The sequence below is a fragment of the Citrifermentans bremense genome (assembly GCF_014218275.1).
Lineage (GTDB): Bacteria > Desulfobacterota > Desulfuromonadia > Geobacterales > Geobacteraceae > Geomonas > Geomonas pelophila.
The window spans coordinates 3,478,545-3,492,104 of the sequence record NZ_AP023213.1; the positions used below are offsets into that span (position 1 = coordinate 3,478,545).

Annotated in this window: 12 protein-coding genes; 1 reads left to right on the plus strand and 11 read right to left on the minus strand. The window is 64.1% G+C overall.

What is annotated here, in order from left to right; all coding sequences use genetic code 11:
* From GEOBRER4_RS15255 to GEOBRER4_RS15305, 11 genes are all read right to left on the minus strand, one after another.
* The gene (locus GEOBRER4_RS15255) at positions 1-921 is read right to left on the minus strand and encodes a SphA family protein (RefSeq protein ID WP_185243030.1); all 921 of its coding nucleotides are present in this window, start codon (positions 919-921) and stop codon (positions 1-3) included.
* 31 nt (positions 922-952) lie between these two features.
* A complete protein-coding gene (locus GEOBRER4_RS15260; protein ID WP_185243031.1) occupies positions 953-2,509 on the minus strand; it encodes an FAD-binding oxidoreductase in 1,557 nt (518 codons plus the stop codon).
* A gap of 45 nt (positions 2,510-2,554) precedes the next feature.
* Complete coding sequence (locus GEOBRER4_RS15265) at positions 2,555-4,144, minus strand: FAD-binding oxidoreductase (RefSeq protein WP_185243032.1); 1,590 nt, start codon at positions 4,142-4,144, stop codon at positions 2,555-2,557.
* A 27-nt stretch (positions 4,145-4,171) separates the two neighbouring features.
* Positions 4,172-4,591 (minus strand): twin-arginine translocation pathway signal protein, encoded by a 420-nt coding sequence (locus GEOBRER4_RS15270; RefSeq protein WP_185243033.1) that lies wholly within the window; start codon positions 4,589-4,591, stop codon positions 4,172-4,174.
* The gene (locus tag GEOBRER4_RS15275) at positions 4,588-4,962 is read right to left on the minus strand and encodes a c-type cytochrome (RefSeq protein WP_085811809.1); all 375 of its coding nucleotides are present in this window, start codon (positions 4,960-4,962) and stop codon (positions 4,588-4,590) included. The genes GEOBRER4_RS15270 and GEOBRER4_RS15275 overlap by 4 nt, the downstream gene beginning before the upstream one ends.
* Before the next feature lie 22 nt (positions 4,963-4,984).
* On the minus strand, positions 4,985-5,923 hold the full coding sequence (locus GEOBRER4_RS15280; protein ID WP_185243034.1) for a c-type cytochrome: 939 nt from the start codon (positions 5,921-5,923) through the stop codon (positions 4,985-4,987).
* A 13-nt stretch (positions 5,924-5,936) separates the two neighbouring features.
* Positions 5,937-6,440 carry a QcrA and Rieske domain-containing protein gene (locus GEOBRER4_RS15285; protein WP_085811807.1) on the minus strand — a complete coding sequence of 168 codons (504 nt, stop codon included), beginning with the start codon at positions 6,438-6,440 and terminating at the stop codon, positions 5,937-5,939.
* 126 nt (positions 6,441-6,566) lie between these two features.
* A complete protein-coding gene (locus GEOBRER4_RS15290; RefSeq protein ID WP_085811806.1) occupies positions 6,567-7,088 on the minus strand; it encodes a cytochrome b family protein in 522 nt (173 codons plus the stop codon).
* A gap of 34 nt (positions 7,089-7,122) precedes the next feature.
* Positions 7,123-7,866, minus strand: coding sequence for a cytochrome b N-terminal domain-containing protein (locus GEOBRER4_RS15295; RefSeq protein ID WP_085811805.1), 744 nt, complete (start codon positions 7,864-7,866; stop codon positions 7,123-7,125).
* A 13-nt stretch (positions 7,867-7,879) separates the two neighbouring features.
* On the minus strand, positions 7,880-9,724 hold the full coding sequence (locus GEOBRER4_RS15300) for an FAD-dependent oxidoreductase (RefSeq protein ID WP_185243035.1): 1,845 nt from the start codon (positions 9,722-9,724) through the stop codon (positions 7,880-7,882).
* 111 nt (positions 9,725-9,835) lie between these two features.
* Positions 9,836-10,981 (minus strand): hypothetical protein, encoded by a 1,146-nt coding sequence (locus GEOBRER4_RS15305; protein WP_185243036.1) that lies wholly within the window; start codon positions 10,979-10,981, stop codon positions 9,836-9,838.
* An 830-nt stretch (positions 10,982-11,811) separates the two neighbouring features.
* Between GEOBRER4_RS15305 and GEOBRER4_RS15310 the strand changes: the two genes are divergently transcribed.
* Positions 11,812-13,560: a sigma-54-dependent Fis family transcriptional regulator gene (locus GEOBRER4_RS15310; RefSeq protein WP_185243037.1), complete on the plus strand. Its 1,749-nt coding sequence runs from the start codon at positions 11,812-11,814 to the stop codon at positions 13,558-13,560.

Consider the following 13,560-nt stretch of genomic DNA (forward strand, 5'->3'; position numbering starts at 1 on the left):
TCAAAAGGAATAGACCAGGTCGATCCAGGTCTGGTTCGCCTCGATGCGGTTCTCGGCCGACACAGGGATCACGTACTTGCCCAAAAGGGCGAACTTCCCGTTCTGGTAGCGCGCAGCAGGCCCGATGGAGAATTCGCGGTCCTTTGTGTCGGGGCGCTTGGCCCCGCCTATCTTGTCGTCCTCAAGCCCCTGCCAGACCCACCCCGTTACCCCCAGCTTGAAGCTGGGTGCGACGGCGTAGTTCAGCATGTAGTCCATGTGGACCGCCTGCCCGGTCTGGTACCCCTTGAGGCCGGTCCCGGCCTCGACGTACTTCGAGTTCTTGGTGTGGTAGGAGTACATCAGCTTCGCGCTCGCCTCGATCCCGTTGTCGAAGAGCCCGGTCACCGCGACCACCGGCTCGATGATGAAGGCGTTGTTGCCGGCGTTGATCGGCTTCTTGGCATCGAAAGCGCCGGTGGGGGTGATCACGTCCAGCACGGTGAGCCAGTGCCAGGTCTTGGTGTGCCAGGCCATGCCGACCCCGAAGTAGACGTCACCGAGCCCGCCGTCATGCCCCTCGACGTTGACCGGGCCGCCCGGGGTCTGGGCGGTGACGTTCGCCTCTACGGAGAGGATCGGGATGATGGAGTGCATCAGGAAGTTCCCCCCGAAGAGCCCCTTGTCGGAGACGTAGATGGGACGGAAGGCGACGGCGGTGAGCGAGCCGTCCCCCTCGGTGAGTCCCTGCCCCTTGTTCTCGATCTTCTTGATATCCAGAAACACGTTGTAGTCGATCAGGTGCAGCCCCGGCGGCGGCGCCGCCCCGGCGTAGAAGTCGGCGGTTCCGTTGAAGGAACTGCTGTTGAATGCCTGGGCCGGGCGGCAGAGAAAGAGTACGGCCAGCAAAAGGGCGAAGATCGGGATCCGTGCGTGCTTCATTGATTCCTCCTGTCGTTATTGCATGTAAGGGTCAGGCCAGGGTGATACCCGACTTGCCCGGGGCCACGATGTTGTTCGGGTCGAGGGCTTTTTTCACCGTCCTGTTGAAGCGCCGCAGCGCCGGGCCGTAGCTGTCGGCCACCTGCCCCATGAAGGCGGGGTTGGTGCGGTTGATCCCCCAGCCGCGCTTGGTGAAGGACCTGGTCAGCTCGTCGTAGCACTGGTGCGCCCGCCGGGCCTCGCCGGCATCGGCGCGGTTGAAGCGCAGGTCGATGACGTGGCGGGCGTCGCGCCAGAAAAAGACCAGCTCGCTTAAGTAGTCGAAACCGTGCCGGTTCACGATCTCGGTGGCCAGCTTCACCTGCTGGGCGATCTCGCCGGGGCGCGCCGCCGCCGTGGGCTGGAAGCGCATGGAGCCGCCGCCGGGGCGCCAGGAGTCGAGCGGGTCGTTACTGGTCACCCCTCCCTTCATGAGCTGGGCGCGGTACTGGAAAGCGGGGTCCCCCTTGGCCTCCTTCTCGGTGATGATCTTGATCTTGTTGCCGAAGGCCTTGGTGAAGGTGCCGTAGACGTATTTCCAGTTCAGCTCCACCTGCTCGGGGGAGCCGTACACCGCGCCGTAGAGGTTCCAGGCCCCGACGCCATAGCCGTCCATCACCTTGCGGGTGGCAAGGGTCCCCTTGCCGCCGTTCACGAACCCCTTCTTCTTCCCCTGGGCCACCGTGGCCGCCTCCCACCCCGCGTTCACCAGCGCGCAGGCGTTGGGGACTATCTGGGTTTCGCGCAGGAACATGAGCGGTTTGACGATGTGCTGAACCATGTCGGTCGAGGGGAACCTGATGCAGAAGGGCTTGTACCCTCCCGGCGGCGGGGGCGGCATGAGCCAGGCCCCCACCTTGGTGACGACGCCGGAGTTCCCCTGCGAGAAGAGGCCGTCCACGTAGGGGCCGAAGCCCCATTTGAAAACCTGCCAGCTGGTGGTCCTGGGGATCCCCCCCATGCCGGTGCGGATCAGGCTGCCGTCACCCAGCACCACCTCCATGCCGCAGGAGAAGAGGAAGGATTCGCTGTACGGGGTGTAGCCGGTGCCGCGCTCCAGGATGTTGCCGGCGATGCTCACCCCCGCCGCCGGGGCCGGCGTGTCCAGCCAGAGGTCGATCCTGTTCTTGGCCAGGTAGCGCTGCAGCTCGTCATAGGTGACGCCCGGCTCGACCAGGCAGTACCCGAGCTCCCGGTCCACCTCGAGCACCTTCTTCATGCCGCGCAGGTCAAGGACGATCTGCCCGTCTGTTGCCGGGGCCGCGGAGCCGTAGCCCCGGTTCTCCCCGCCGTAGTAGGTCCAAAGCGGGGTCTTGTAGCGGTTGGCGATCCGGACCACCCCCTGCACGTCGCTCTCGTTCGAAGGATACAGGACGGCCGAGGGGCGGTTCGGGGCGGCGCTGGGGGCCACCGTGTTGGCGAGATATTGCTGCAGGGCCGCCGCGTCGGTCCGGACCCGGTTCTCTCCCAAAAGGGAGCGGTACTCGCGGATCGCCTTGGCGAAGGTCTCTTCCTTTATCCCCTTGGGGAGTGCGATAAAGCTGCTCATCTAGATGCCTCCTCGACTGTGGTGGTCTGTTGCCCGGTCCCGGCGCTAGGCCTGGAGGTTGATCCCGGACTTGCCCGGCGCCAGGATGTTGTTGGGGTCAAGCGCCCGCTTCAGCTTGTGGTGGATGTCGCGCATCCCCTCTCCGTAGCTGTGGGAGACCTTCTGCATGAACGCGGTGTTGGTGCGGTAGGTCCCGTAGCCGTTCTTGGTGAAGACGGTGAGGAGCTCGTCGAAGCACTTGTAGGCGCGCCTCATCTCCTCGGGCTGGGTGCGGTCGTAGAGCAGGTCGATGATGTGGTGCATGTCGCGCCACCCCACGATGAACTCGGCGACGTAGTCGAAGCCGTACTTGTTGAGGATGTCCGTCGCCACCTTCATCTGCTGGTCGCACTCGGAGGGGCGCGCCGCCGCAACAGGCGCGAACCACATCGATCCCCCGCCCCCGCGCCAGTTGTAGAGGCCGAACTCCTGGAGGGTGGAGCCCCCCATCATCAGCTGCCGGCGGTACTCGAAGATCGGGTCGTCTTTCGCCTCCCGCTCGGTGATGATGCGGACGTCCTTGCCGAACTTCTGCTTGAAGGCCCCGGAGACGTACTTCCAGTTGAGCGCCACCTGCTCCGGGGAGCCGTAAAGCGCCGCATAGAAGTTCCAGGCCCCGACGTCGTACTTGTCCATGATCTGCTGGAAGACCTTGGGGGGGAGCGAGTCCTTACCCTTGTAGAAGGTCTCCCGGTTGGTCCCCTTGCCGTTCTTGTCGTAGGTGAAGTAGCCGGCCGCCTCCCAGCCGGCGTTGACCACGATGCAGGCGTTGGGGATGATCTGGTTCATGCGCAGGGGCATCAGGGTCTTGATGATCTCCGGGAGCATCTCCACCTTGGGGAACTTCATCAGGAACGGGAAGTACCCTCCCGGCGGGGGGCCCTTCATGAGCCACACCCCGAGCTTGGTGATGATCCCCAGGTTCGACTGGGTAAAGAGGCCGTCCACGTAGGGGCCGTTGCCCCACTTGTTGGTCTGCCAGGAGGTCGAGTTCTGGAGCCCGCCTGTGCCGGTCCGGATCAGGTCCCCGTTGGCGAGCACCACCTCCATGCCGCAGGAGAAGAGGAAGTGCTCCCCGTAGGGGGTGTACCCCACGCCGCGGTCCGCGGTGTTGCCGACCGGGCTCGCCATCGCCGACGGCGCCGGGACGTCGACCCAGAGGTTCATCCGGTTCTTCTTGAAGTGCTGCTGCAGGTCGAAGTAGGTGACGCCGGGCTCCACCAGGCAGTACCCCAGCTCCTCGTCCACGTGGATGATGCGGTTCATGGTTTTGAGGTCCAGGACGATCTGGCCGCGGGTTGCCGGAGCCGCCGTGCCGTACCCCATGTTCTTCCCGGTGGAGACGGTCCAAAGCGGCGTCTTGTACTTGTTGGCGATGGCGACGATCTTCTGGATCTCCTGCACCGATTTGGGGTAGATCGCCGCCGACGGCTTGTGCAGCTCCTCCGACTCCGGGATCATGATCTTCATATAGGACTGCAGGGAAGCGGGGTCGGTCCTCACCCTCCCCTCGCCCAAAAGCGCGCGGTACTCCTTGATCGCCCTGGCGAAGGTTTCTTCCGATACTCCCTTGGGAAGCGCAACGAAACGGCTCATCTTGATACCTCCTGGTGGTTTGGCGTCCTATACCTCTGCGGAGAAGGTGACCCGGTCCCGCCCCTCTTGAGTCACGTAGTGGAAGCGCCCCCCGCGATCCAGAATCGCCTCGTGCACGACGGCGAAGCTCGCCTGGTCCAGGACCCCCACGAAAGTGTTGGTCTTCCCCCTCCGCGCGTCATCGAAAAGAAGCGCCGCCTGGAAATAGCAGTCGGTGAGAGAGCCTGAGAGCGGCTGCACGCTCCAGTTGCCCGGCGCGCTCTTTCGCATCGCCTCCACGAAGTCGCGGGCCGTCGCCAGCCCCGGGGCGTAGAGGCAGATGCCGTCGATGGCGGAGGCTTGCGCGGCTTGCGCGCGGCCGGCGAGAGTGCCGGTGCCGGAGACCGCCATGGCCGCTCCGGCGGCGAAAACCGTCTTGAAAAAGGACCTTCTGTTCTGGCTGGTCATTTCTTTGCCCCTCCTTTGGCCGGAGCCGGCCGGTAATTCGGGTTGGTCTTGCGGTAGGCGGCGACATCCTTCAGGTACGCCACGAATCCGTCCAGCTCCTTGGGCGGCACCTCGGAGAGCCTGAAGGCGGGCATCGCCTTCATCCCGAAGCGGACGTTGTTGCGGATGTACTGCTCGTGGAGCGGGTTGCCGCTTTTACTCTGCATGTCGAAGATGCCGGTGGGGCCGATCTGGACACCCTGCTGGTGGCACATGACGCAGTACATCTCGAAGGCGTAGGGCATCCTGGGGGGGGCCGGCGCGGCCGGTGCCGGCGTCGCGAGCGCCCCCAGGGTGAGCGCCGCCGCTATGGTTAAGACGGTTCTTTTCATGTCTGGCTCCTGTGTCTTCCGTTTAAAGGCGCAGTTCCTTTTTCACGTCCGGTTCCGCCTGCGAGCTGTTCAGTCCCGGCTCGGGGAGCACCGTGTCCACCCGGGGCGGCACGAAGCCGGCGGAGAGCTTCGGGGTGTACTTCCGTGTGAACTCCCTCTGGTTCAGGCTCAGCACGTAGCTCGCCAGCGCCTCGACCTGCCGCTCGCTCATGGCGTAGGCGCGCATGGAGGAGCCGGGGGAGACCCGCTGCGGGTCGCTGAAGTGCTCGATGACCCAGTTCTGCTTGGAGCGGCTCCCCTTCAGGTTCTCCATGGGGAAGTTGCTCGGGTCCTTGTCCGCGAAGCCGCTCAGGTCGGGACCGACGGCGCCCCCCTGGCCGTTGATCTGGTGGCAGCCGGCGCAGTGCAGCTCCTGGAAAAGGGCGCGCCCCTGGATCAGCTTGTCAGCCTTGATCGCCTCGAAGTCCTTGTGGCAGTAGCCGCAGCGCGACTGCATCAGCCCCTTGGAGACGAGCGTCACCGGCCAGTTGTGGATCGTTTCATGCGAGGAGCCGTAGTAGGTGGTGGCGAGCCCCTGTCCCCCGTGGCAGATGGTGCAACCGAACTTCTCCACCGGGTGCTGCTTCAACAGCTCCGGGTGGGGATGGGTCTTCAGCGGCTGGGCCGCCTGGGCGAAGAGCGGGTCCTCGATGGAGATGTGGCAGGTGACGCAGCGATCCACCGTCTGCCATTCGCCCACCACCACCTGTTTGAGCTCCGGCTTCATCTGCACGATGCGCTGGTACATGGCCGGGTTCTTGTCCCGTCCCACCTTCCCCAACAGCTTTTGCCGGTAATCCTCCTGGTAGTACTTCCATTCCCGGTTGGTATCCCGGAATCCCGCCACTCCCAGGAGGACCAGGCAGACGAGCCCACAGACGATGCAGAGTGTGGTGAGCCTACGTATGACTGCTTTTTCCATCTGCTTGTCCTCCTTAGACGACGAGTTTGGTCCGCTCGCGGTTCACCTTGGAGGTGTCCACCACGAGGGCGCCGGTGTGGTCCATGTACATCTCGAACCAGGGGAGGTCCTTGGGGGCCGGCCCGCCCAGCACCTCCCCCTTGTGGGCGAAGGTCGAGCCGTGGCAGGGGCAGGCGTAAGCCACGTCCGGGTCGTTCTCGACCTGCTTCACCAGGCAGCCCAGGTGGGTGCAGGTCAGGGAAACTGCGTGGATGCCGTCGCGCTCCCTGACGATCTCGACGCCGCGCCCCTCGATGACGATGCGGCTGCCGATCGGGAAGATGGAGAGGTCCCCCACCTTGAAGGCGCGGGCCGGCTCGTAGAGCACGTTGGGCTTCAGAAACCGCCCGGTCTGCAGCGCGATCCCCCCCACTCCCAGGGCGAGGGTGGTGGCCGTCACCTTCTTCACGAAACTCCTGCGACCTTCGTCCAGCTCGCCGGGCATGGTCGTCGCGCCCCCACAGTTGTTCAGTTCCATGACGTATCCTCCTTGTTGTCTTTCGCTTTGAAGTCCCCCTTTGAGAAGGGGGATTTAGGGGGATTTGGTTTTACCGCGGAGAGGCAAATCCCCCCTGTCCCCCCTTCGCAAAGGGGGGAACGCAGGTCACTTCCAGGGGAGGTAGAGCGTCCAGTTCGGCCCGCGCAGGAACTGCCCGATCACGGTCAGGACCAGCATCGTCACCACGAATACGGTGAAAAGTGCGGTGGCGACCCTGCGCTCCCTGGCGAACCAGACGCCGACGCCGGCGGGGTTGCGGTCCAGGTAGGGGAGGAACAAAAGCGACAGCACGATGGCCGCCGGAGCCACGATCCCCCCCAGGAACGCGGAGTAGCTGACCAGTTCCTGGATCCCCACGAAGTACCAGGGGGCCTTGGCCGGGTTGGTGGAGTGAAGCGCGTTGGCCGGCTCCTCGAGCGGCGCGTTGAACAGAAGCGACACCCCCACGATGACGATCCCCACCACCAGGAACAGGAGCAGTTCGCGCAGCACCAGGTGCGGCCAGCTGGAAACGGTGTCGCCCGGGTCCTTGTCCACCTGGAGCGAGTCCCCTTCCACGATGGCCATCAGCGAATAGGTCTTGTTGGGGTCCCTCGGAAAAATCTCTTCTTTTTTCACGACGTGCATGGCTGCACCTCCTTTGATCTGTTGAACGCTGCCGCTAATCGGCCGCCGGGCGGGAGAGGCCGCCGTCCTTGCGGATCCTCCAGAAATGGACCCCCATCAGGATGAGCGCTAGCACCGGGAGCAGGGCCACGTGCAGCACGTAGAACCGGATCAGCGCCATCTGCCCCACCTCGTTCCCCCCGAGCATCACGAAGCGGATCTTCTCCCCGATCCAGGGGGCGTACGCCGCGATGTTCGAGCCCACGGTGATGGCCCAGAAGGCGAGCTGGTCCCACGGGAGGAGGTAGCCGGTGAAGCTCAAAAAGAGGGTCATCAGGAGCAGGCAGACCCCCACCACCCAGTTGAACTCCCGCGGCGCCTTGTAGGAGCCGGTGTAGAAGACCCGGCACATGTGCAGGAAGACGCAGGCGACCATGGCGTGGGCCGACCAGCGGTGGATGTTGCGCAGGATCACCCCGAAGGAGACCACGTACTCCAGGTCTTTCATGTTGTGGTAGGCAAGCTGCGTGGACGGGGTGTAGTAGAACATGAGGAGCGTCCCGGAGATGGCCAGGATCAGGAACAGGTAGAAGGAGATCAGCCCCAGCCCCAGCGTGTAGCCGAAACGCAGGGAGTTTTCGTGCACACGCGCCGGGTGGATGTGCAAGAAGACGTTGCCGAACACCGCCGCCGCCCGCGCCTGCTCCGGTGTCCCCTCCACGGGGCGGACCACGGAGGTCCTGATGTTCTTGGGAAGGTTCTTGATGGAATCTCTGATGGTGTAGACCGTTGCGCTCATAGGTTTTCTCCTCTTATTCCCATTCCTCGTCCAGGTTGAACTCCGCCATGGTGATGGCCCCGCCGGGGCAGCGCCGGGCGCACATGCCGCAGGAGACGCACCTAGTCTCGTCCTTGATGATCGCGGTCCTGGCCTTCGCCGCGGGGGCCCCCTTTTCCAGGGCCTCGGTGAGTTGCACGAGCTTTTCGTCCCCCTCGATCTCCTCAAGGCGCACCAGCTTCAGCGTCCCCTGCACGCAGGTGTCGACGCAGGTGCCGCACAAAAGGCAGCGGGAGCGGTCGAAGACGGTCTGGATGCTGCACTGCCGGCAGCGGGCCGCCTGCTCGCGGGCCTGTTTTTCCTCGAACCCCAGGGTGATCTCCTCCCGTGTCCTCACCCTCTCCCCCGCCTCCCTCTTGGGGATCTTGGCGGCGGCGATGGTGTCGCAGCGGGTGTTCTGGAAGTCGACCGGCAGCGCCCTCATGTACCCCCTCTGCCTTACCTTGAGCGACTCGCCGCGCAGGTAGCCGTGGATGGAGCGGGCCGCCTTCTGGCCGTCGGCGATGGCCTCGGTGGCGTTTCGGGCGAAGCGCCAGCGCACGTCGCCACCGGCGAAGACCCCGGGGAGGCTGGTCGACATGTCGTCGCCCGCCTTGATCTGCCCGGCGGGTGTGATCTCCAGCCCCTCAAGCCCCTTCAGGGAGGAGAGGTTCGAGGCCTGCCCCACCGCGAGGATCACCGAGTCCACCCGGAACACCTCCACCGAGTCCGGGACGTAGCTCGGGTTGAACCTCCCCTCCCCGTCCAGGATCGACGCCACCTTCATGAACTGGACCCCGGTCACCCTCCCGTCCTCGCCCAAAAAGCGCTGCGGCCCCATGCAGGGATGGAACCGGATCCCCTCTTCCTGCGCGTCCTCGATCTCGACCCGGCTGGCAGGTATGGTCTCCCACGATTCCAGGCAGGCGATCATCACCTGCTCCGCCCCCTGGCGCACCGCGTGCTGGGCGCAGTCGATGGCCACCCCCCCGCCGCCGATGACGAGGCAGCTCTTCCCCAAATCGATCTTTTCGTGATGGCGGACGTAGTCGATGCCGTTGTAGACCCCGTACAGGCTGGTCCCCTCGATCTGGATGCGCATGGGGTCCTGCAGGCCGATGGTGAGAAGGACCGCCTGGTAACCCTGCTCGCGCAGCTGGCTCAAGGTGAGGTCGGCGCCGATGGTGGTGTTCACCTTGAGCTCCACCCCGAGCTCCAGGATGGCGTCGATCTCCTTTTGCAGCACCTCCTTCGGGAGACGGAAGGCCGGGATCCCGGAGCGGAGCTGGCCGCCGGCTTGCGGAGCCGCTTCGAAGATGGTCACGCCGTACCCCAAGAGCGCCAGGTCGTGGGCCGCCGAGAGCCCGGTGGGGCCGGAGCCGACGATCGCCACCCGCGCCGGCTGGGCGCCCCCCTTCCCTTTCAGCCTCGCCTTCCCCAGGTGCCTGGAGAGGTTCAGCACGTGGTTGCCGGCGCGGTCGCTCACCCAATCGGAGCGCCGGGAGAGCTCGTCCAGCCGCTGCACCACGAACTTCGTCGAGGCGGCGCCGTGCTGGTCGCAGGCGAAGCGCTTCAGCGCCCGGATGTCCACCGGGTTGCCGGTCGCCCCCTTGCGGCAGGACTTCTCGCAGGGCGCGGTGCAGACCCTGCTGCAGACCGAGACCAGCGGATTGGTCTGCCTGGCGATCAGGTAGGCCTTCTCGTAATCACCCTTGGAGATGGCGCTGACGTAGCGCTTGGTGTCCGTCCCCACCGGGCAGGCGCTCTGGCACGCGGTAAGCGCCCGATACTCCTCGATACCCAGGATCTTCACCTGGTACTTGCCGGTTTGCTTTTCCATTTCCGACTCCTCCATAAAGTGACGGGGCGGGTGTCTTGTCTCCCCTCGCCCTCCGTAGGCTCCGGTCCGCAGGTGGGAGAGGGGCGTGGGTGAGGGTAACGGCCAGGGGCCCTACTCCGGCGCGGGAGGAGGACCGCTCGGGGCAAGCGGCGCCCTCAGGAAATAGAAGTTGTGGATCAACGTCAAAAGGGCCACGAAGTGGAGCGTGAACAGCACGGAGACCACGTTCAGGTCGAAGGGGAGCCCAGCCGCCTGCGCCTTGGCGAGGACGGGTGGCATGATCAACCGCATCAGCGCGATCCAGCCGAAGGCGAGGACCAGCTCGGTCACGAAGTTGCAGATGCCGCGCTTGGGCTGCTTGTACTTCGCGAAGGGGTAGTAGCCGAAGATGGCGCCGTGGAAGTTCTGCATGCCGATGATGGAGCCCCCGACAGCCGCGAAGGAGAAGGTCGGCGACATGAACTTGAGGCTCACGGTCCAGCAGAGCCAGCCGAGCAGGATGCAGACTGCGGTGTTGGCGATCTCGCCGATAGGCTGCGGGAGCTTGTAGAAGGGCCACTGCTGGAAGCTGAGCACGTTGGAGAAAGCCTGGATCCAGACGATGATCCAGACCAGCAAGCCGAAGAACCACTCCGCCTGGAAGGGGCCCCCGGGATCGTAGGGGGCGCCGGCGAATGGGGTGCCGGAGAGGTTCACCAGCTGCCACAAAAGCGCGGTGATGCCGACGATGACCGCCGCCCCCCCGATGCCGCGCAGAGCCGGCGAGCATTTCTGGTTCAGCGGCCACCCGTTCCAGGTGAAGGCATACCAGAGGGTCACGGTGAAGAGGATGATGCCCCACCAGAACCCGACCGGAAAGAGCGGGAAGCGGGGGTAAAGGTATGTCGTGGCCAGGGGGCCCGCGACGGCGATCGCGGCTAACAGCGCCGTGCTCGACAGCCCCGGCTTCCAGACGCCGTCGGCCGGTTTCCAGTTGCCGAGGGGGGGCGCGAAGGGCCAGCCACCCGAAACGAGCGGGCAGAACACCACGATGCTGAAGAGCACGTAGAAGGATGCAGGGAGCAGCACGGTGAAGAGCAGCCCCGTCGGGATGAAGTACATCATCGCCCAGCTGAGCCCCATGAACAGCGCCAGGTAGGCCGCGAGCTGTCCGAAGCTCGGAGCCGCCGCGGCCCCGGCGGTGCTTGCCGCATCGATGCACGCAGTCTCCATTGTTTCCATGGTCACGCCGTCTTGCCCATCACCCGGTACACTCATGGCTCGTCCTCCTTCCGATATGGTGCAAACAAATGTTTTACTGAAAATGAGACCTGCAGCGCTTGACAAAGCGGGATTGGCAGCAGTGGCGCTGCCGACTCAAATAGGCTTCAGTACCGACTAGTTACACCACCAGCCCCTGCCCGCCCCATGCAGTCCGTTCTCTCGGACCTGCAGCGGGAGTTTTCTCCCAGGCACATATCACCTATTAGCATGCAGAGTGCCAAAACAATGTTATCGGTTGTGTGCGAGGTTTTAGCTTCCGGGAATACCCTGAGATATCTAGGGATTGCGGGATCGGAGGGAGAGCATATTCTGCCGCATGCGATTTATCCGCGGCCGGAAGGGATTGAGGACCGTTTCACCATTTGATGAATTCCGGGGATGTGCGCCGAGGCGGTTTCATCATTTGATGAAACGATGCCGCAAAGCCTATCCGCCCCCCCCACGAAGCGGCATGAACACTTCGCTGATTTCACAGGGTAAATGACCCCAGTGCCGGTTTCCGGGCAAAGATGGACCCGGCCGGTGGATTGGTTGCGGTTCATTTCTCAAGGTTCGACTGTGACTGCGGGAGGGGGGAAACGGGCGCTATCGGGAACTGCGCCTGAACGTATACGCGGGATACAAAGAAAGCGGCTTGCAAATGTCTACGATTCTATATAACATTGTTTTTCAGGAATTGTGGTATTGGAGTACCATTTTAACTATTCCCTCTTCCCGTCCACGGAGGGCGCTTCCAGCTCTCCCCCTCCGTGGACGGGAGGGGGAACCGTAATACGCTGCAAGGTTATTCGATGAAAATGAGGGCTCTGGAGGGGCGGGCAAAGATGAGCAAATCGCAGAAAAAGAAAAACATCTCAGCGGAGGCGACAAGGAACAAGGTACGCTCCCTGGTCCATTTTTGCGCCGACACCGGCAACATCTGGCTGCACGAGCACCGCATGCTGCTGATCCACGCGGAGGCGCAAGGGGCGATGCGCAGGGAGCTGATCGACACCCTCGGCATGGACCGGGCGCGGGCCCTGCTCATGCGCATGGGATTCGCTTCCGGCGCCCAGGACGCGGAGGTCTTTAAAAGACAGCTCGAGGGGGTTCCGGACCAGGAGGCGTTCCTCGTCGGGACGCAGCTGCACACCCTGGAGGGGATCGCCAAGGTGACCACACTTGAGCTGGACGTGGACCGTGCAGCAGGCAAGTTCTCCGGCCATTTCATGTGGGAGAACTCCTGGGAGGGGAATTGGCACAAGAAGCACTACGGGGTTCATACCGCCCCGACCTGCTGGAGCCAGCTGGGGTATGCCTGCGGCTACACCTCGACGCTGATGGGGCGCCCGATCCTCTACAAGGAGGTGGAGTGCGTCGGCAAGGGTGACAGACATTGCCGCACCGTCGGCAAACCGCTTGAGGAGTGGGAGGACGCCGCCGAGTTCAGGAGGATATTCCATCCCGACCCCATAGTCGACGAACTGATAGAACTGCAGACCCAGGTGGTGGAGCTGCGCTCGGCGATCAACGAGAAGGAAAAGCTGCCGGCGGACGTGGTCGGCAAGTCCCAGGCCTTCACAACTGCCTTCGGGCTGCTCAAGCAGGCAGCGGCAAGCCAGATCACGGTCCTTTTGCAGGGGGAGACGGGGGTGGGCAAGGAGGTGTTCGCGCGCACCCTGCATGAGCGCAGCAGCAGGAGCAAGGCTTCGTTCATCGCCGTAAACTGCGCCGCCATCCCCCACGACCTGGTGGAATCGGAGCTCTTCGGCGTGGAGAAGGGGGCCTACACAGGCGCCCTGACCTCGCGCCCGGGACGCTTCGAGCGGGCCGACGGCGGCACCTTGTTCCTGGACGAGATCGGCGATCTGCCTCTGCCGGCGCAGGCAAAACTTCTGCGCGTGCTGCAGGAAGGAGAAATCGAGCGGCTGGGGGACCACAAGGTCCGCAAGGTGGACGTAAGACTGGTGGCGGCGACCAACATCGACCTGAAACAGCTGGTGCAGGAGGGGAAATTCCGCTCGGACCTCTACTACCGCCTGAACGCGTTCCTGGTCAAGATTCCCTCTTTAAGGGAGCGCAAGGATGACATCCTGCTCCTTGCGGAGCGCTTCGTGGAGAAATACGCGGCCATACAGGGAAAGAGGCTGCGTGGCTTCACCGACAAGGCGAAGCGGGCCCTTTTGGCTTACCACTGGCCTGGAAACATCAGGGAGTTGCAGAACATGGTGGAGCGGGGGGTGATACTGGCCCAGCCCGGCTCGCGTATCGAGCTGGACCAGATGTTCTCCTCCACTGCGGAGGAGGGAAGCGTCGAATACGGCGTCAGCAGCACAGGTAGCCTCGACATCAACCGCGACTCGACCGGAAAGGAGCTCTGCGAGGCGGTCCTCGACGGGGGGCTGACGCTGGAGCAGGTGGAAAGCATGCTGATCCGGGCCGCGGTGGAGAAGGAGGGGGGGAACCTTGCCGCTTCGGCAAGGGCCCTGGGGCTCACCCGCCCGCAGCTTGCCTACCGCCTGGGGAGCCTGCAGCAGAAGGGGGACAGCTCTTTCCGCCTCGAGGACCCATTCGCGAACCCCGACCTCTACTGA

Coding starts and splice junctions, on each gene's coding strand:
- GEOBRER4_RS15255 (WP_185243030.1), bottom strand. CDS start 921: ATGAAGCACGCACGGATCCCGATCTTCGCCCTTTTGCTGGCCGTACTC.
- GEOBRER4_RS15260 (WP_185243031.1), bottom strand. CDS start 2,509: ATGAGCAGCTTTATCGCACTCCCCAAGGGGATAAAGGAAGAGACCTTC.
- GEOBRER4_RS15265 (WP_185243032.1), bottom strand. CDS start 4,144: ATGAGCCGTTTCGTTGCGCTTCCCAAGGGAGTATCGGAAGAAACCTTC.
- GEOBRER4_RS15270 (WP_185243033.1), bottom strand. CDS start 4,591: ATGACCAGCCAGAACAGAAGGTCCTTTTTCAAGACGGTTTTCGCCGCC.
- GEOBRER4_RS15275 (WP_085811809.1), bottom strand. CDS start 4,962: ATGAAAAGAACCGTCTTAACCATAGCGGCGGCGCTCACCCTGGGGGCG.
- GEOBRER4_RS15280 (WP_185243034.1), bottom strand. CDS start 5,923: ATGGAAAAAGCAGTCATACGTAGGCTCACCACACTCTGCATCGTCTGT.
- GEOBRER4_RS15285 (WP_085811807.1), bottom strand. CDS start 6,440: ATGGAACTGAACAACTGTGGGGGCGCGACGACCATGCCCGGCGAGCTG.
- GEOBRER4_RS15290 (WP_085811806.1), bottom strand. CDS start 7,088: ATGCACGTCGTGAAAAAAGAAGAGATTTTTCCGAGGGACCCCAACAAG.
- GEOBRER4_RS15295 (WP_085811805.1), bottom strand. CDS start 7,866: ATGAGCGCAACGGTCTACACCATCAGAGATTCCATCAAGAACCTTCCC.
- GEOBRER4_RS15300 (WP_185243035.1), bottom strand. CDS start 9,724: ATGGAAAAGCAAACCGGCAAGTACCAGGTGAAGATCCTGGGTATCGAG.
- GEOBRER4_RS15305 (WP_185243036.1), bottom strand. CDS start 10,981: ATGAGTGTACCGGGTGATGGGCAAGACGGCGTGACCATGGAAACAATG.
- GEOBRER4_RS15310 (WP_185243037.1), top strand. CDS start 11,812: ATGAGCAAATCGCAGAAAAAGAAAAACATCTCAGCGGAGGCGACAAGG.